Origin of the sequence: Psychrobacter sp. GP33 (genome assembly GCF_014119005.1) — a bacterium.
Classification (GTDB): domain Bacteria; phylum Pseudomonadota; class Gammaproteobacteria; order Pseudomonadales; family Moraxellaceae; genus Psychrobacter.
Window position 1 is genome coordinate 420,411 of record NZ_JACGYX010000002.1, and the last position, 19,670, is coordinate 440,080.

The 19,670-nt window shown below is 43.1% G+C and carries 15 protein-coding genes; 6 read left to right on the top strand and 9 right to left on the bottom strand.

Annotated elements, in window-relative coordinates:
* Nucleotides 1-15: 15 nt before the first annotated feature.
* Nucleotides 16-1,071, bottom strand: a complete 1,056-nt coding sequence (locus H2245_RS04275; protein ID WP_182406121.1) for a type IV pilus twitching motility protein PilT — start codon at nt 1,069-1,071, stop codon at nt 16-18.
* A 403-nt stretch (nt 1,072-1,474) separates the two neighbouring features.
* Between H2245_RS04275 and H2245_RS04280 the strand changes: the two genes are divergently transcribed.
* The gene (locus H2245_RS04280; RefSeq protein ID WP_182406122.1) at nt 1,475-2,173 is read left to right on the top strand and encodes a YggS family pyridoxal phosphate-dependent enzyme; all 699 of its coding nucleotides are present in this window, start codon (nt 1,475-1,477) and stop codon (nt 2,171-2,173) included.
* Between the two features lie 134 nt (nt 2,174-2,307).
* Here the strand turns inward: H2245_RS04280 and H2245_RS04285 are convergent, their stop codons facing one another.
* Nucleotides 2,308-3,579, bottom strand: a complete 1,272-nt coding sequence (locus tag H2245_RS04285) for a hemolysin family protein (RefSeq protein WP_182406123.1) — start codon at nt 3,577-3,579, stop codon at nt 2,308-2,310.
* A gap of 262 nt (nt 3,580-3,841) precedes the next feature.
* The gene (locus tag H2245_RS04290) at nt 3,842-5,533 is read right to left on the bottom strand and encodes an NAD+ synthase (RefSeq protein WP_182406124.1); all 1,692 of its coding nucleotides are present in this window, start codon (nt 5,531-5,533) and stop codon (nt 3,842-3,844) included.
* A gap of 747 nt (nt 5,534-6,280) precedes the next feature.
* On the opposite strand from H2245_RS04290, the gene H2245_RS04295 reads away from it, so the two are divergent.
* From H2245_RS04295 to epmA, 3 genes are all read left to right on the top strand, one after another.
* On the top strand, nt 6,281-7,432 hold the full coding sequence (locus H2245_RS04295; RefSeq protein ID WP_182406125.1) for an AI-2E family transporter: 1,152 nt from the start codon (nt 6,281-6,283) through the stop codon (nt 7,430-7,432).
* A 160-nt stretch (nt 7,433-7,592) separates the two neighbouring features.
* Entirely contained in the window at nt 7,593-8,771 is a 1,179-nt protein-coding gene (locus H2245_RS04300; RefSeq protein ID WP_182406126.1) for a 4-phosphoerythronate dehydrogenase, read from the top strand.
* A gap of 93 nt (nt 8,772-8,864) precedes the next feature.
* Nucleotides 8,865-9,899 (top strand): EF-P lysine aminoacylase EpmA, encoded by a 1,035-nt coding sequence (gene epmA / locus H2245_RS04305; RefSeq protein WP_182406127.1) that lies wholly within the window; start codon nt 8,865-8,867, stop codon nt 9,897-9,899.
* 35 nt (nt 9,900-9,934) lie between these two features.
* Here epmA and H2245_RS04310 read toward each other — a convergent pair whose 3' ends face one another.
* From H2245_RS04310 to H2245_RS04330, 5 genes are all read right to left on the bottom strand, one after another.
* On the bottom strand, nt 9,935-10,387 hold the full coding sequence (locus H2245_RS04310; protein WP_182406128.1) for a YaiI/YqxD family protein: 453 nt from the start codon (nt 10,385-10,387) through the stop codon (nt 9,935-9,937).
* Nucleotides 10,387-11,754, bottom strand: coding sequence for a 5-(carboxyamino)imidazole ribonucleotide synthase (locus H2245_RS04315; protein WP_182406129.1), 1,368 nt, complete (start codon nt 11,752-11,754; stop codon nt 10,387-10,389). The genes H2245_RS04310 and H2245_RS04315 overlap by 1 nt, the downstream gene beginning before the upstream one ends.
* Before the next feature lie 165 nt (nt 11,755-11,919).
* Nucleotides 11,920-12,474 (bottom strand): 5-(carboxyamino)imidazole ribonucleotide mutase, encoded by a 555-nt coding sequence (gene purE, locus H2245_RS04320; protein WP_182406130.1) that lies wholly within the window; start codon nt 12,472-12,474, stop codon nt 11,920-11,922.
* 153 nt (nt 12,475-12,627) lie between these two features.
* Nucleotides 12,628-13,593: a metallophosphoesterase gene (locus H2245_RS04325; RefSeq protein ID WP_182406131.1), complete on the bottom strand. Its 966-nt coding sequence runs from the start codon at nt 13,591-13,593 to the stop codon at nt 12,628-12,630.
* 93 nt (nt 13,594-13,686) lie between these two features.
* Complete coding sequence (locus H2245_RS04330) at nt 13,687-14,295, bottom strand: rhomboid family intramembrane serine protease (RefSeq protein WP_182406132.1); 609 nt, start codon at nt 14,293-14,295, stop codon at nt 13,687-13,689.
* Between the two features lie 462 nt (nt 14,296-14,757).
* On the opposite strand from H2245_RS04330, the gene H2245_RS04335 reads away from it, so the two are divergent.
* Nucleotides 14,758-16,326, top strand: a complete 1,569-nt coding sequence (locus H2245_RS04335) for a hypothetical protein (RefSeq protein WP_182406133.1) — start codon at nt 14,758-14,760, stop codon at nt 16,324-16,326.
* A 321-nt stretch (nt 16,327-16,647) separates the two neighbouring features.
* Nucleotides 16,648-18,276 (top strand): OmpA family protein, encoded by a 1,629-nt coding sequence (locus H2245_RS04340; protein ID WP_182406134.1) that lies wholly within the window; start codon nt 16,648-16,650, stop codon nt 18,274-18,276.
* Between the two features lie 154 nt (nt 18,277-18,430).
* On the opposite strand, the gene nagZ is transcribed toward H2245_RS04340, so the two are convergent.
* Nucleotides 18,431-19,528 (bottom strand): beta-N-acetylhexosaminidase, encoded by a 1,098-nt coding sequence (nagZ, locus tag H2245_RS04345; protein ID WP_182406135.1) that lies wholly within the window; start codon nt 19,526-19,528, stop codon nt 18,431-18,433.
* Nucleotides 19,529-19,670 lie beyond the last annotated feature (142 nt).

Below are 19,670 nucleotides of genomic sequence, written 5' to 3' on the forward strand. Positions count from 1 at the left end.
ATTGATGCATTTATCTTACATAAAGGCTTCAGGTTGTTTGGCATAAGGGCGCGCGACTTCTTTACTTATCGTACCTTTTGCTACCAAGTTTTTGAGGGTTTGATCGAGGGTAATCATCCCATCGCCTGCGCCAGTTTGAATAGAAGAATACATTTGGGCAATTTTATTTTCTCGAATCAAGTTACGAATTGCAGGTGTGCCGAGCATGATTTCATGCGCCGCCACTCGACCACCGGTTTGCCGTTTTAATAAGGTTTGTGAGATGACCGCTTGTAACGATTCTGATACCATAGCGCGAATCATATCTTTTTCAGCCGCAGGGAACACGTCAATTACCCGATCAATGGTTTTGGCAGCTGAGCTGGTGTGCAAGGTGCCAAAAACTAAGTGACCTGTTTCAGCAGCAGTTAATGCTAAGCGAATAGTCTCAAGGTCTCGTAGTTCGCCGACCAAAATTACATCTGGATCTTCACGCAATGCTGAGCGTAACGCTGGCTCAAAACCCAAAGTATCGCGATGTACTTCGCGCTGATTAATTAGGCTTTTTTTAGATTCATGCACAAATTCAATAGGGTCTTCAATGGTTAAAATATGCTCTTTTCGAGTCTCGTTAATATAGTCAATCATTGCCGCTAACGTCGTTGATTTCCCTGATCCTGTAGGACCAGTGACCAGCACTACGCCACGCTTAAAGTCTGATACGCGCTTGAAAACTTCGCCCATCCCTAAATCTTCCATAGTCAACACTTTGGAAGGAATGATACGAAAGACCGCACCAGCACCACGATTTTGATTAAAGGCATTTACCCGGAAGCGTGCCAATCCTGGAATCTCGAAAGAGAAATCCGTTTCCAGAAATTCTTCGAGGTCAGCGCGCTGCTTATCGTTCATAATGTCGTAAATAAGTCGGTGCACCACCTGATGGGTCATTGCAGGCATGTTAATACGGGTCATCTCGCCATCAACCCGAATCATAGCAGGCATACCGGCAGAGATATGCAAATCTGATGCCTTATGTTTAACGGTAAAGCGCAGCAAATCTTCAATATTTAAACTATTTTTTTCGCTCATAGTAGAGTATTCCTAGCGGTGAATAGGCGGATAGTAGAGAAAAAATGCATAGTAAACACGATAGTAAGTAAAAACTAAGAAAATGATTAAATAAGAGATAACTTCTTATGGTGATGCAATAAAATCTGTTGGTAAACAATAAAGATAAATATTGTAACAATATAATAACAATACTTTCTATATTTCACCATCAACACCGACGATTAAAAGTAAAAAAAGCTTATAAATTTACGGTATCTTTGCTAATGTTATAATCGACTTATTATTTTGCTTTTTGAATAGTCGATTATTTGATAGAGGGTAAGGATAAATTTATAAACATACTACCTGTATTTTTTATCACCTTTATCAGCAAATCTACTTTTCCACTCCTTTTTTAACTTACAACAATAATGAGTAATTTATGGATACTGAACATTTAATCACTAACTGGAATACAGTAAGTCAGCAAGTAGCACAGGCGTGTACGCAAGCAGGTCATGCAGATGCTGAAAAAGTTACTCTACTGGCAGTCTCAAAGACCAAGCCAGCTGCCATGGTAGCAGCCCTTGCAAAACAAGGTCAGCGTGATTTTGGGGAAAATTATCTGCAAGAAGCGATTGAGAAAATTGCTTTATTAAAAGATGATGAAGATTGTGCGGAGATTGTGTGGCATTACATTGGCAGTATTCAGCGTAATAAAACCCGGGATATTGCTGAGTATTTTGATTGGGTGCAAACCGTTGAGCGTGACATTATTGCCAAGCGTTTAAATGAGCAGCGTCCATTAGTCATGGCACCGCTAAATGTGCTGATTCAAGTTAATATTGATGCAGAGGACAGCAAATCTGGCTGTCAACCTGATGAGTTATCTGCCCTTATTGGCACTATTAAAAACTATGAGCGCTTGCAACTGCGCGGTTTAATGATTATTCCGGCGAAGGAAAATACCGATGCCTTTATGCGTACCCAGCAACTTTTTGCTAGTATTAAGGAGCAGCATCCAGAACTGAGCGCATGGGATACACTAAGCATGGGCATGAGTGACGATATGACGGATGCCATTGCTCATGGCTCGACCATGGTGCGCGTTGGTACGGCGATATTTGGTGCGCGGGATTAAAGGAGAAGGGTTTAAATAGGGAAGGAGTATACAGAAAGGCAATGCAAGAAGAGTCGTTAAAAGATTAGTGAAATACGCTCCTAATCCTTTTCCACAAACATTAGCCTTTAGCCCTTTTATTGTTCAATATCAGATTACTCAATATCAAACTTAGTGACCAGCAGCTGATTGATTTTAAGATTATCGGTCGCCAAAATTTCAAAATGATAGCCGGCATATTTGATACTGTCGGTTTTCTTTGGAATTTTACGTAGCATAAACATCATAAAGCCACTGATAGTTTCATAGTTTTCACTGTGCGGCAGATTGACCATACCCAACGCACGGATAACATCTTCGATCGGGGTCATCCCATCAATCAGCCACGAATTATCTGTACGTTGCACAATTGGCTGCTCCTCCAAAGTCACAAGCTCGCCCATCACGATGCTCATTACATCTTTTAGGGTAATGACGCCAACGACCAACGCATATTCATTCACGATCACGGCAAAATCTGCGCCCGTGGATTTAAAGGTTTCTAATACTTCAAACAGCGATAAAGTATCAGGAATAAATAACGCTGGTTTTAATAATGATTTATCAGTCAAGCCCACTTCTTGCTGTTCAAGTACTGACGCCAAAAAGCTGCGCGATTCGACATAACCAATAATATGTTCTAGGTCATCATCATGACAGACCAAAAATTTATTATGCGGCTGCTTAATCATTACCGAAACCACGTGTTCGGTGGGGGTTTGAGTATCAAAATAAACAATATGCTCGCGCGGATTCATTACTGAAGTCACGGTGCGCTCTTGCATCTCAAAAATATTTTCAATTAGATGGTGCTCATGTTTTTTCAGAACGCCTGCCTCTGCGCCGGCATCCATCATGGCGTAGATGTCCTCTGAGGTCATGTCGTCTTGGCGAACAGTTGATACGCCAAGCAGCTTAAAGAAAGCGTTTGCCGCGCCATCAAACACCCAAATAATAGGCTTAAAAATAAAAATTAAAAACATCATCGGGCGAACCATTTTGACCGCAATAGGTTCAGCATTAGACATTGCCAAGCGCTTGGGCATCAAATCCGCAAATAGTACAAAAACGCTGGTCACTAAAATAAAAGAGAGGACTGAGCCTACTGTCTCGTTGCCAAACAAGCGTTCCAAATAGGGGCTGACCGCTGACTCGCCGATGACACCGGCTAAAATAGCTACCGCATTGAGCGCCACTTGTACCACAGTAATAAAGCTGCCAGGTTGCTCTTGCACATTGAGCACATCTAAGGCGCGCACGTCTCCCTCTTTTGCCATGACTTGTAGCTTGATTTTACGGGAGGACGCCAGTGCCAGTTCAGAGCTGGAGACAAGGGCGCTGAGCGCAATTAATATAAAAATAAACAGACTGGCAGTTAGCAAACTCATGACATACTCGGATAAAAACTGATCAAAATGACCGTCAACATTGGGAAAGTAAATGGGAAATAGGAAGTTAAATGGGGTAAAGAGTAGTGGTTCATTAAAGTATATTAAAAAATAAATTGAATATAAGGTTTCTTAGAAAATATCTCATATTTTAAACCTAAAAAAGCTGGGCAAGCACCCAGCTAATGATTGAATATTATAAACAATATGTCTCACACGGCTTCAACACCGTTAATAAGGTGATGAAGCCGTTAAGGTAAGATTAGCCTTTTAGTGTCCATTTATTCACCAATGGATAACGGCGTTCACGACCAAAGGCTTTTTGGCTAACTTTAGTACCAATAGGTGCTTGGCGACGTTTATATTCGCTATTATCCACCATAGTGATGATTTTGGCGACCATATCGGCATCAAAGCCCTTGTCAACAATATCTTTATAGCCCAAGTCTTCATCGACATAAAGGGTCAGTATACCGTCGAGCACATTGTAATCTGGCAAGCTGTCTTGGTCGGTTTGCTCAGCGCGTAGCTCAGCCGAAGGCGGACGGGTGATGACGCGTTCAGGGATAACAGGCGTGTCCTCTAAGCGGTTGCGATAATTGGCTAAATCATAAACTTGGGTTTTATAAACGTCTTTTAAGACATCAAATCCGCCTGCCATATCGCCATAAAGGGTCGAGTAGCCCACTGCCAGCTCAGACTTATTGCCGGTAGTTAGTACTAAATGTCCAAATTTATTAGATAATGCCATTAAAATCACACCGCGTGCGCGCGCTTGAATATTCTCTTCGGTAGTGTCCGCAGGCGACTTGTTAAATAAAGGCGCTAAAGTATGGCGGATCCCTTCAACGGCATCAAAAATCGGGCAGACCGTGTAAGATACATTCAGGCGGCGAGCTTGTGCTTGCGCGTCTTCTAAGCTAATTTTTGAAGTGTATTCGTACGGCATCATTACCGCATATACTTTGTCAGCGCCCAGCGCATCGACTGCAATACATAAGGTTAAGGCAGAATCAATACCACCTGATAGCCCGAGAATGACACCGGTAAATCCTGAGTAATTCACGTAATCACGTAAACCAACGACTAGAGCTTGATAAATCTCTGACTCACGGCTTAAGGTTAATGGCGCTTTGGTTTGCGTGTTAAAAGTAAAAGTATTGACGTTTAAACTGGCAAACATCAGCTGATTCATAAAGCGCGCTGCTTCGTGTGCGACGCTACCGTCTGCTTGGACTGCCATTGAGCCGCCATCAAACACCAAATCGTCTTGACCACCAACCGCATTGACATAAATAATTGGCAGCTTATGATCGCGACTGCGTTTTGCCAACATCGTTTTACGTGTCTCTTGTTTTTTGACCTCAAACGGTGATGCATTTAAGCACACAATCAGCTCAGCGCCTTCTTGCTTGAGTTCAGCAATAAGGTTTTTTTCCCATAAGTCTTCACAAATCAGCAAACCAATGGTAATACCTTTATAGTCAAACAAGACTTGATTACGACCTTTATCAAAGTAGCGACGCTCATCAAATACGCCATAATTTGGCAAATACTGTTTGTGATAAAAGCCTTTTTGATGACCATTATGTAAAATGGCAGCAGAGTTAAACGTGCCATGGTGGTCGACGTGCGGATAGCCGATAATCATCACAATATCATTAATATCACTCAATGAAGACAGCGCGCTTTTGATACGACCGGATAAGCTTGGGCGTAGTAGTAAATCTTGGGGCGGATAACCGAGTAGCGCAAGTTCTGGGAATACAATCACATCCGCGCCTTGTTCGCGTGCTTCTAAGGCAAGGGTGCGCATTTTTTCAACGTTAGCACTGATGTCACCCACCAAAAAATGGGATTGAGCCAACGCAAAGGTGATGCTATCCGGCGATACTACATTGTTATTCGCCACAGGTTTTACGGTTAGGTTAGTGGCATTATTGTCTTTTGACATTGTTATTGTTCCTATCAATATATCGTTCAAATTGGGGAGAATAATGTTTGGCTTAGCGTGACCCATGACTATGCATGGTAAGTAACGTCTAAGCAGGTTATTAAAAAATGGTTATTAAAAGTAGGTTATCAAATGGTAATTGTTAAATTGTGTTCATGATTAATAAATTAGAGCAAACCTATCAGCAATCTATATCGGTAACGCATATCAGCTACTAATAAAGACAACAACTTGCTAATAAAGCCAGCCGTGTGGGGGCGACAATATGGCGCCACAACGCAACGCCCAAAACCTGGCTTTAACGATGCCTATAATCAGGCTAATAGTCTGTAAGCATGCTTTAAACATGCATAATAATCCCGTTAGTATACCATCAATTTTTCTACCAACGAGAACGCTGCAACGTTTTCCTACGCTTAATAGTCTAATGAAATCTAAAAACCAATAAGCATGCTTCACAATGAACGTTAATCAGTTATCACCTCCATGGAGAATTGATGCTGAAATAAATTGTAAGTAAAAATTACAACATAGTATTATTTATTTGAAGTAGGTTATTGCATAATAACGGTTGACCATTGTCTTGGTATCAGTTCGCTGGCATGTTTATATTTAGCGCCCTTATTTTATCCGTTGCTTTTATTTAGTAGAGCTATTCGGTACGGCGCGATATATAGCGTTGTCTTTCCTTTAAATTTTATAGCACGGACGCCTTTGTTTCTGCTATCTCTGATTAATTAATACACTATGATGGAAAACTGGACCAAAGAGTTCATTATTCAGCGTTTGCTGGCGATTACGTTGTTAGTCGTATTGTTTATCCTGTGTTTTCAGGTGGTACAGTTTTTTATCGTACCGGCATTGTGGGCGGCGATTTTAGCGTATGTAACGTTTCCGATTTACAAGTTTTTTAATGAAAAAGTTAGGTTCAGCTCTGGTTTTAGTGCGGCGATTATGACCGTCAGTATCTCGCTAATCATTGGCGTGCCGTTAGTGATTGGCTTATTTATCCTGCAGCAAGAAGCGATGACCCTGATTACCAATTTTATTTATCGGGTTAAAGTTGGCTATGTTGATGTGCCAGATTCGCTAAAAGACTTGCCCATTATTGGTCAACAAATCAAAGATATTTTGTGGAAAATTAATAAAGATCCTGCTGGTACTTTGAGTGCCTTTCAGACTTGGATTCAGTCGCATCTATACTATGGTAAAGTTGCGCTGGATGTGGTATTTAGTAGCCTTGCCAAGCTCGGTATGGCACTAATGACGCTGTTTTTCTTTTATCGTGATGGCACCAGTTTGATTCGCCAAATTCGCCAAGCGTTACGTAATATTATCGGTAATCGAATCGATGGTTATATTGATTCTGTAGGTAGTACAACGCGGGCAGTAGTGTATGGCATTGGGCTGACGGCATTGGCGCAGGCTGTGCTAGCTGGTGTTGGATATTATTTTGCTGGTGCACCAAGTCCTATTTTACTGACCCTTGTTACCTTTGTGATTGCGCTGATTCCTTTTGGAACGCCATTTGCTTGGGGTGCGGTATCGGTTTGGCTGCTGAGTCAAGGCTATAATGCTGAAGGGATTGGGCTGGCACTGTGGGGCATTCTAGTCATCAGTTGGGTTGATAACTTGATTCGTCCGATTGTGATTAGCGGCGCAACTAAAATTCCATTTATCATTATTTTTATCGGAGTGCTAGGCGGTCTAACTGCATTTGGTTTTGTCGGCTTATTTATCGGTCCTGTGGTATTGGCAATCGGACTTGCGGTCTGGCGCGAGTGGATATCGCAACATAAAAATGAGATGTTTGCACCGAAAGAAGTGCTGTTAATGGACAACCAAGCTCAAATGTCGGGTGATGATGTAGAGAGTGAGCCTATAAAAGACAGTAAATAGTTATTATCAAAATAATCTGCTCAACATAATAATGCTTAAAAACTTATGCTTAACCATAAGTGTATTGTTAAGTAAAATTACTTGCACAACCTTTGTTATCACCTATGATGCTTATGACACTTTATCAATAAGAACCTTCTAATAATGGAGGCACTACACCATGCCTAATATAAATATCAGTACCTTTACTGCTAATACACTTACCAATACGAATGGTATAGATGTGCCAAGTGCGCGCGCGCTGACTATTATCGCCGATAGCAATATTGCCAGTCTGAATGATTTTTTTAACGTGGATACCCTCGGTACTGAATATGCACAAACGGTCGATATTATTACCGTAGCAGGGCGTGAGATTACGGCAGAGCTGCTCGCTGATGTGCAGACAGACGTGTTATTAATACGTTCAGTGACGCCTGTTAATGGGGCATTACTTGCCGACAACCACAGTGTTAAATTTGTGGGTTCAGCGACCATTGGCACCGATCATGTCGATCAAGATTATTTGGCTGAGCGCAATATTACCTTTGCTAATGCGGCGGGTTGCAGTAAGCATTCGGTTGCGCAATATGTGCTGACCGCTATTTTAACCTTGCGTCCGCACTATTGGCAGCAGCCTTTGAGCCAACCACTCGTGTTAGGCATTATTGGGCTGGGTAATATTGGTAGTACACTGGCGCAATACGCGGCGGATTTGGGCTGGCAAGTGCTGGGCTATGATCCGTTATTGCCAGAATCAAAATTTAATAATGCTAGTTTTGATGAGGTGATTCGCCAAAGTCATGCCATCAGTTTGCATGTGCCGTTAACGCATGCAGAAGGTATGAATAGCAGCGCCTATCCAACCCAGCATTTGATTGATAGCGCAGCATTAGCGGCAATGCCAGCAGATACGATATTAATTAATAGTGCACGTGGTCCGGTTATTGATGCGGCAGCACTTGAGGCTAATATCGACCAAACCGCACGGCAAGTGGTGCTCGATGTCTTTGAGCATGAACCGCAAATTACTGATCAATTATTATCGAAATTAACAATAGCCACACCGCATATCGCAGGATATACCTTAGAAGGTAAGCTGCGCGGTACGCAGATGATTTATGATGCTTTATGTGAGCAGTTCAATGTGACCCCAACGCTATCGATGCATCAGCTGCTACCAGTGAATATGTATCAGTGGTCTGAGCTGAAGAGTAACCCAGACAGACTGATTAAATTTTATGACATCATGCAAGATGACCAGTTATTGCGCAAAAAAGTTAGCAATGGTCAAGTGAGTGGCACAGATTTTGATCAGCTCCGCCGCGATTATCATTTGCGCCGTGAGTGGCAAGCTTAAAATTAACCGTCAGTATATAACTGCCAGTTTTTAACAATCAGTTTTTACAGTTTATAAGCCACAGTAATTTATTATAAGAAACAGTCACTAATAATGAGCCAAAACAGTAATCCGCTTTCTTCTAATCACAGCTATGCGCCAATTATGACGCTGACCATGGCACATAAGCGTGCCAAAATGTTGCATGATATCCGTCAGTTTTTTGCTGAGCGTCACGTATTAGAAGTGCATACACCGCTGCTATCGCAGGCTGGCAATACCGATACCTTTTTGCAATCGGTGTCTGCTGATGTCACCTATCAAGACCAAAGTGTCACCTATTATCTGCATACTTCCCCTGAGTTTGCTATGAAGCGACTATTGGCGAGCTGGCAAGTGGCCATTTATCAGATTTGTCCAGTATTTCGTGATAATGAAATTGGCACGCGCCATAATATTGAATTCACGATGTTGGAGTGGTATCAACCACATTATAGTTTGGCGGATTTGGCTAATGAGCTGGGTGCGCTGCTCGAAGTATTATACGGTTATCCAGTGATATTAAATCATTATCGTTACGTTGATGCGTTTATGGATTTTGTCGGTATTCATCCACTGACTGCAAGTATTGACGCGCTACAGGCAGTGGCTGAAGATAAAGGTTTAACGGGTTTTGATTTTTCGTCTGATGATACAAACAGTGATAAAGCCAATGATCAAGAAGACAGTCGGCAAAGTTGGCTGGATTTGCTGTTTAGCCATGCCGTTGAGCCAAATTTAGGTCATGACTTGCCGACATTGATTACCGATTATCCACCGGCGACGGCGGCATTAGCAAAAACCGCCCTTGATAAGGAGGGTAATTTGGTGGCGAAACGCTTTGAGCTGTATATTAATGGCATTGAGATTGCCAATGCTTATGATGAACTCGCAGATGGAGGTGCATTACGGCAGCGCTTTGAGCAAGATAACGTATTACGTCGCCAACATAGCTTACCTGTAATGCCTATTGATGAGCATCTACTAGCCGCTTGTGATAATCTGCCGCCTTGTAGTGGTATAGCTGTTGGTATCGACCGTTTGTTAATGGTTTTAACGAGCGCAAAAAATCTACAAGAGGTTATCTCTTTTCCTAGCGATTTGGCTTAATTTTTTCTAAAAACAAAGAAAGATGATGACGACAATTAGCCGCGCACCAATTTATTTAGCCCATCGGCAAATGCTTTTTTGTCGCGGTCGCTATAAGGTTTTTGTCCACTCATTTGCTGCAATTCTAATACGCCAGTACCACGCATAGTGTCCATAAAGTCGCGCATATTGAGCTTTTGCTTGATGTTGTTTTTATCATAAATCACACCGCGCGTAGTCAAGACTTTGCCGCCTTTATCTAGAATGTCATTCGCCAATGGAATATCACTGGTGATTGCCAAATCTCCAGCTTGAATATTGTCAACGATATAATCGTCCGCCTTATCAAACCCTGACGGCACCACGGTCATAACCAATAGCGGTGATTTACGCAGCTTAATGGGCTGATTGGCGACGAATATCGCCACCGTTTGCGTGCGTTCAGCCGTTTTGATGATTAAGTCTTTGGCAATCAGAGGTACGGCATCAGCATCAACCCAAATTTGCATTACTTTTTTGCCTTCTGGTCGTTACTTGCTTTGGTATCATTTAATTCGATGCTATTTTGTTTGGTGCTATCAGTTTTAGTATCTAGGTTATCGTCAAGGACGGATTCTTGGGTTTCAGTAGCGTTTGTACTATTTAGCTCAACGCTATTTTCAGTGATGGCGCTGTTTGTTTTATCAAGACCAACCTTATTCGGTAAGACAGCGACCAGTTTGGCGAGTGCGGGCTCTAAGTCTGCAACGTCATTAGTCATCAAAGTAATATGCGCGATTTTGCGGTCATTACGTTCTTCTTTATGATAGCTGTGATAATGCATGCCATCGATAGCCAGTACCGCGCTGATATCAGGATATTGCCCCAGTACATTAATCATAATGGAAGGGTGAATATTGTCGGTATCGCCCAATGGCAGTCCAACGACAGCGCGGATATGGTTTTCAAATTGACTGGTAATCGCGCCTTCAATGCTCCAGTGCCCTGAGTTATGGACGCGAGGGGCAATCTCATTGGCAAGCACATAGTCTTGTCCGCGCTCATCTTTGGTGACAAATAATTCTAATGCCATAACGCCAACATAATCTAAACGGTTCATCACTGTGGTTATCGCATCGGTTGCTTGCTGAAATAAATGACTGGTGCCCACCGCTGGTGCTTGGGTTTTGGCAAGAATACCGTTGTGATGATGGTTTTCCACCAAATCATAGCAGCGAACCTGCCCGTCTTGCGCGCGTGCGGCAATGATAGATACTTCACGGCTAAAATTAATAAAACCTTCCGCAATCAGTGGTGCAGGGGTGGCGGTCAGGCTACCTTTGCCACTCACCGCATCTTTCAGTTCATTCCATGCCGCGTTAATATCACTGTCTTGCTTGATGACAAATTGACCTTTACCATCATAACCGCCGCGACTGGTTTTAAGCACAATTGGCAGTCCTAACGTCTCGCACGCCTGTTGTAATTCAGCTTGAGAATTAACCGCCATAAAAGGCACGGTTGCGATGTCTAAATCATTAAACATCTGCTTTTCTTTTAAGCGATCTTGGGCAATTTCAAGAGCAATCGGTGGCGGGAACATCCCTTGTTTGCTACCATTCGCTGATAAGGCTGCTAATTGCTCAACGGTTGTCGTTGGTGTGTTTTCAAACTCTAACGTAAACACATCAGCGGCAGCAATAAAATCTTCTAACTGTGCGCTACTAAATACGCGCCCATAGAGACTGGCAGGACAACTGGCATTGTCTTCTAAAAATACACATTGATAGCCTAATGGCATTGCTGCTTCAGCGAGCATCATGCCGAGCTGACCACCGCCTAAAATACCGATAGTGCGAATGGTTTGGTTAATAGGATAAGCGTTGGCTGTGGTCATGTTAGGCTCTTTGGGTTGGCAATGAATAGAATTTTTATTCAGTTAAAAGTGACACTAAAAAAGGCAGTGTAGAATGCTAAATTAAAATAGGAAAAGGTGCACTGTAGGCACCTTATACTGAGTAAAAGCGATTTATAAAACCAGCTATTAAAATAGAGTATTAAATTAGTGATTAATAATACCGGGCGTTGGGCTGGCTAGAATCGTCGAAGTCTGCTCGTGGCGAAGATTATGCAGCTTTGTGGCAATCAAATTATCATGTAGTGCTAATATTTGAATGGCGAGTAGGGCAGCATTATAAGCACCCGCTGAACCGATAGCCAGTGTGCCAACCGCCACGCCTTTTGGCATTTGTACGATAGACAATAAGCTATCCCAACCGCTGAGCATAGAGGATTTTACTGGCACACCTAAGACAGGTAGCGGCGTTTGGCTGGCACACATACCAGGCAGATGAGCAGCACCACCGGCACCAGCGATAATGACATGTAGTCCATTGTCTTTTGCGCCTTTGGCATAATCAAATAGTCTGTCAGGCGTGCGATGTGCAGATACCACTTCACATTCAAAAGCAATATCAAAGTCTGCTAACAGCTGCGCCGCCTCAGACATGGTTGCCCAATCAGACTGTGAACCCATAATAATGCCAACCAACGGTTGACCAGCAGGAGACTTGATAGGACCGTGTGGTTCAGTAGCATGGATAGGTGCGTTGCTCATAATGCGATACCCTCAAAAAGACCATCATACAAAAGTTTTGCCCCAGCCGTAAAGTCAAGTTTCATAGTTATTGAGAAAGTCAGCATAATCATTCATTATACAGCGATGTTTATCGGCAAGGTTTATAAGAAAAGTATGGCTGTTTTAGTCGTGTTATTCATGACGATACTGTACAAAGTTATCGGCATGAAGTGGTAATGGCTGCGTGGTATCAAGTTGATAACATGTTAAATAACCACTATCAACCGCTGCGGAATAATCGGTGCAAATCACTTGTATACTAAGTGGTTCAGGATTTCCCGTCAGCCAGTAATGCCCAACAAACACTGGTTTATGCGTTTTAATCGCAAAATCGATATTTTCAGCCATCGCATCGACTGGGATTTGCGCTAATCCTGAAGCAGAGGCGCGAGCAATTTCGTGAATGGGGCGGGTATTTAGCTCATCAAGCCACCAGCGGACGCGAACTTGGGTGCGTTCTGCGCCATCTTTATCCACCATAACCAAACCTTCAGGAAGGGCGGTTTCCACCCCTTTTAGTACACGCTCAAGCGCCTCATAATATACAGACCCTTTTTGCGACGTCTTAATAAGCGCGTCAGGTGTCAGGCAGTTATCAGCCGTGAGCAAGGGTTTGAGCACCGCCATGCTATCGACATCCCAACAGGCATGGACAAAACAACCATAGTCAGTTTCAAGCCATAGCGGAATTTCATAAAAACGTTGCAACCAATAATCATGCAAGTCTGAACCAAACGGTACTTCGGCTAAAAACTCCTTATGTTGGCGCGTGTGTACCTCATTGTGTGAGCGCAGATAACGCTTGGCATTGTCATCATTGGCGTTATCGTTATAAGGGTCAAGAGTTGCAAAAGCCAGCGCATTATATTCATGATTGCCCATCACCGCATCGGCAACATCTGCATCTAGCATTGCAAAAACCGTCTCAAGGGTTGCCAACTGCTGCGTACCGCGGTCAATCAAATCGCCAATAAAAAGCGCCCGATGCCCCTCTGGCGGCACATAGTACTCACCATTATGTACATAGCCCAATTGCTCAAGCAAACCAGTCAGCTTATCTGCGTAACCATGAACATCACCGATAATGTCTATAATCATAAAATAGTATCAATCGTAAAATAGAGTCAAAAAACCATAAACGGTTATCAAATTGAAAAAAGGTAAACGCAGTTTTGCGCTAAAAGATTTTCTCTAAAAGCTGGGCGATAATAACGCATTGATAAAATGTGGCAGCACCGATGGTTGCAACACAATGGTTGCAATTATTCCAAACGCGGCACCCCAAAGATGCGCCATATGATTGATGTTCGAGCCGCCTCGTCTATCTGCGTAGATACTATATGCCACATAGGCTACCGCAAATACTATTGCCGGAATGGGAATAATAGCGAACAGATACAACATCTCCCATGGCGCGAGTAAAATAAACGCAAATAGCACAGCTGATACACCGCCCGACGCGCCAAGACTGAGATAACTGGCATTTTTTTTATTCTTAATATAGCTGGGAATTATCGCAACAATAATAGCGATAATATAAAATATAACAAAGCCATAACCAAATAAAAATTGACGGTATAAGCCTTCGATAGCACGTCCAAAAAAGTACAACGTGAACATATTAAATAATAAATGCATACTGTCGGCATGAATAAATCCATGGGTCACAAAGCGATCCCATTGCCCTGCCGTCACCGCTGGCGGATAGAAAATCAGCCTATTAAAGAGCTTTTTATTTTGCCACGCCAATAAGCTGATAATAACGGTGATGATAATAATAAGCGTCGTATGGTTGAGCAAAGCACGATCCTTAGGCCAAGACTGATACCTAACGATATCAAAAGCCTACTGGCAGTAGCTGAGAGGTAGCCAATAAATCAGCCTGAAAATGAGCATAATAAGTAATGGAGAAAGCAGATAGAAAAAATAAGTCTGGCAATGTTCCGTTATCTTAGATAATTTACCGTAAAATCACAATCATAGGTCAACAGAAGTTACATACCCATACAAATTAAGACCAATGACTGCTTAACTTATGCCAGTGGCTTTCGCTATTCTTAGCCGTGTTATTTATGCAGGGTTTATAAAGGGTTTGTTTTATAATGCTTTTATAACAGTTCCATAATAACTAGCTCACCTATAACATCAATTGCTCATGAATAAGGTTTTCAGGTTCAGTGACTACGTTTAGCAAATGCTTGATAACAACACCTAATAATCACAATTTAATAACAGACATCAACTTCGGTAACTATCATATTTATGAATATCATTACGCAACTCGACCAGATAGTGACCCCAGCAGTATTGGGCGTAAGCGGCAACGTGGCACAAATCAGCTTGTTAGAACATTTTTATGCGCTCATGGTAAGCCGTTTGGCAGTACCTGAAGTATATCAGCAGCTACAATACAACGAGCAAAGATATAATGAGGAAAGCCTGTTAAAACCCTCTAGCATGCGCAGCACCTTATTTGAGCAGCTGTGGCAGCAAGACAGTCAGCGACATTTATTGATTCAAGAGTTGGCAACGACCCATCATATTCCACAAATAACGGTTGAAGCATTGCTGATTAATGCTGCCCAATTAGCCTATCAAGAGCTGAAACTGGTCGCTAATGGATATTTTTTACCAGAATTTTTACAATTGCAGCAGCCCACCGTCAGGCAATATTTACCAGCATGGGCAGCAGCAGTGATTGCACCTGTGGTTGCTGTGGTTAATGAAGAAACAGCACTGGCACCCGATGCGCTGATTTATAATAACAGTCAATTACCAAAAGCGGCTGCTCATACAGAACAGTTATTGGTTGCAGATTCCGTGCCTGTCATTATTGAGACAAATACTGGCGAGACAGCAACCGCGCATTTGATTGATGGCATGGATGCGATTCATGCCAATCCTGCTGCTTACCGCGATCCTGACAGTCATTCCAATGCCAGTCGCGCAGAAATACGAGCTCGCAATCAGCGTAATGACTTGATGACTCGTCTGCTGTTACTGGCAGCGGCAATCAGTGCTATATTACTGTTATGGCTCTTCGTCTTTAAATCTGATAAGGAAGAAGTGCCGGTAGAAACCGTGGTCAGCGCACCGGTTAATGATGCGACCCCTGAGATTGCTCCGCCTGCCCAGCCGTTGGCTCCCGCGCAATTGCTTGTAAGTGTCGATTCCGGTGGTAATTTATATTCTTGTTCGGCGACAGTTGGCGATACTGGCTTAGAGACAGTATTAAAGAAAGCGTTAAATACCAGTTTTGGTGAGCAAGCGGCTATCTGTCAGGTTAGCGTTCAGACAGGGGTCGCCACCAGTTTAACCAATATCAATATTGAAACCTTACCTGATGTCTTAACTTTAATGCGAACCACACCATTTGCACGCTTACAACTGCAAAATGACAGCATGAATCTAGAATCGCCAGATAGTGGTCAGCTTCAGCAGCTACTAGTAGGTGTACGTACCTTGTTGCCAACGCTTAATATTACCTCTACCGCTCCTACTATCGTTTCCACTAATGCCAACGCCCAGCCGCCTGCTAACACCTATGATGAAACCTATAATAATAGTGCTTATAATAATGGTGTATCGAATAATGGAATAAATGGGGCAATCCCAAATAACGGCAGCGCACCCATCACCACAACGAACAATATGATTAGCAATCAGCAAAGCCAACCGCCGGTGTCTAATAATACTGATAGCGTTGCACCGCCTCCACCCCCACAAAACAATCCAACACCGCAATCTTCATCGCCAATGACTCCTGATACGTTAGATTTAGAGAAACCTATCTTTGTAGATCGCGCTACTATTGGAAAACCTGGGAATTAGGCAGTAGGCTCTATATTTAGTATTAACAACAAAAAACGTTTCATATAAATATGCATTTGTATGGAGCGTTTTTGTTATGTATCGTAGCCAATACCAATTGTAGTTACGCGTTGCAACTGAAACATTACCTCTCGTATCATTTACACAACAGCGAGTTGATTGTGAGAACTCCCTACACAATTCTATAATAAGAACATCGCGCTATTTAACTTTGCGTGTTAGATAATTATTCTTCAAAAATAGATTTAAAAAAGCAAGATACTGTAAATAAGACAATGCAAAAAATGAAAATTAAACAATTATAATTGGAGGAAATACATTATGGATATCATCAATCATTTAACACGTACGGTCAGCCCGGCAGTATTAGGAGACGACCATACTCCAGCCAAGCAGAACTTACTTGAACAGTTTTATGCCATTTTTGCGGCACGATTAGCGGATAAAGCCACTTACGATCGCTTTGGCAATGATACTATTGCGCGCGATGATCAAGGTTTTTATGATCGAGTATGGACAGAAGGTAGTCAGCGTGACAGTATCTCGCGCGAACTTGCCACAGCGCATAATGTGGATGCTACAGCAGCCCGTGGTTTGGTCGCGATGGCAGCACCCTTAGCTTATCATGAGATTAAAAGCTTGGCAGGGACGACACCTGTACCGCAGTTTTTAAATGACAATCGCAGCACTTTTGACAGCCATATTCCTGCATGGGCAGCGGCTGTGGTACCAGCTGGTATGATTGCAGCTGCGCCCGCCGGTACGCGTATTTCTGATACGGTCAGTATGGCACCGCTTCAACATACCGAAGAAAAAAGCGGTGGCTTTATGAAAGCCCTGTTACCGATTATTGGTTTGATTATCTTAGGAGCATTAGCATGGGCGCTACTGCGCGGCTGTCAAAATAATCCTGAGCCTGTAGGAACGCCAATGGTGACAGAGCAGCAAACGGATGGCGAAAAGCAAACCGCCGTTGCAACTACTGTTGAACCTGCGTCGTTGCGTATCACCACGGGCGATATGGAAAATACTTTATATGCTTGCCGCCTGAATGTGGGAGATGAAACGCTCAGAACCACAGTAATGAATGCAGTAGATACAGCATTCGGTGCCGATGCCAATAAGTGTAAGGCAGATGTGGATGATAACTTTGCCATGGACATGCCAGCAGCTGCTCAGTTGGCAACTATCTTGCCGATTATCAAAAGTGTACCTAATGCCAGCATGATGATTAAAGGTGAAGAAATCATTGTTAATGCACCGGATGCAACTGCATTAACTAAGCTGGTTAGTGATTTGCAAGCTGCTGTACCTGCAATGACTGTGATTGCTGAAGGTCCATTGAATGAGCAAAGCGAAATCGATAATAGTATGACCGCCGCTGAAACTGCAATGAATAACCTTGGTGAGCAACCAAGCCCACGTGATGTTGCGCGTGCGTTAAGCTTGCAAGTGGTCAACTTTGCCGTTGATGAAGCCGTTATTCCTGATGAAAACAAGCGCCTGCTGGATCGTGCTGTCGCCTTGATGAAACAAGTGCCTGATATGAAGCTGATGATTATCGGTCATACGGATAAAACTGCGGATGCTGCTTATAACATGAAGCTCTCACAAGAGCGCGCCCAAGCGATGAAAGATTACATGGTGTCACAAGGGGCTGATTCTGCGAAGCTTATGACCAAAGGCATGGGTGAAACCGATCCTATCGCGGATAACTCAACCGAGCAAGGTCGCTTCCGTAACCGCCGCATTGAGTTCACCGTTTATGATGAATCGGCTCAAAATGATGCAGTCGTTGCTACTAATGGCGCGGCTACAGCTATTAATACGCCTGCGGTAACAATAGATCCAGACTTGAATCCATTAGACAGCAATAATGATGACATATTGCCAGACAGTGATGATCCAAGCCGTGGTACGGTACTTGATCCAAAAGCTAAGGCTCAATAAACCATAAATTTTAAGAACCGTTTAGCAATAATATTAAATAAAAAACCGCACTCTTTATAGGGTGCGGTTTTTTTATGGCTATTGGTTTTATAAAGTCGAGTTACTTACAAAGTTCATTAGCACGACATGTTATTAGACTAAAAAATTGTTAGACTTAAATTTCATTAAGCTTGTAGTCTGTTGGATCTGCTAAGTGACAAGCATTATCTGCTGATTCTGTCAGCGTTTGCGCACCAAAAAAAGTCTGCAAAATATTGTCTTTGGCGCATTGCCAATGAGCGAACTGCTGGCATGTTGATTCCAAATCTCCTTGCCATATAGGAATCTGACCACACATAGTTTTAATACGGCGCTGATTTGGGTAAGGTAAATCTCGCGCCGCTTCAGCCGCTTCGTGAGCGGCAACTCTGTCATTACAAACCAGGGCAATATCGCAACCTGCCTTAATGGCAGCGTGGACACGGGCACTGATATCACCTACCGCACACGCGCCAGCCATGCATAAATCATCGGAGAACAAGACCCCATCAAATTTTAACTGATGTCTAACAATATCTTGCAGCCAAATTTTGGAGAATCCGGCTGGTTTATCATCAACTTGTGAGAAAATAACGTGCGCGGGCATTAGCGCGTCTAACAATGGCAGCGTCTGAATAAATGGCTGTACATCGTGCGCCATAATTTCTGGTAACGATCGATTATCAATAGCTTCCGCCACATGGGAATCTGGCGCAATAGAGCCATGACCAGGGAAGTGCTTGCCAGTTGTTGCCATACCCGCTGCCCTCATACCGCGCATCAGCTGCGAGGCTAACGCGACAATCACTTGTGGGTCAGCATGAAAGCTGCGGTCGCCAATCACCTGACTGATTCCATCAATATCGAGGACAGGGGCAAAACTGACATCGATACCCACCGCCAACACTTCTGCTGCCAGTAAATAGCCGCAATCATAAGCGCAGGTTAATGCCTGACTAGGACTTTTATCAAACAGTTGACCCAACTTACCCATTGCTGGAAGCGGCGTAAAACCATCACGCAGCCGAGCAACGCGCCCGCCTTCTTGATCAACGCCAATGAGAATATCGGCATTATGATAGCGAATATTGTCACACAGCTCGCGAACTTGCGCGGCATGCGCCACATTACGCGCAAACAGGATGACACCGCCCACTTGAGCTTGTTTGATTAAGCTGATATCTTCAGCAGTTAATGCGGTGCTATCGATATCTATCATTAAGACGCCATACATTGCATGCTCTCCAGAGGGTTGTATTGTGGTGATGACTTATAGAAAATAGAGTGGTAAGAACGATTTGTTATAGATACGCTATAAAATTTATGGCTTTAATACTACTATTGCAAAGTAGCAGTTAATCAGGCGTATTTTACCG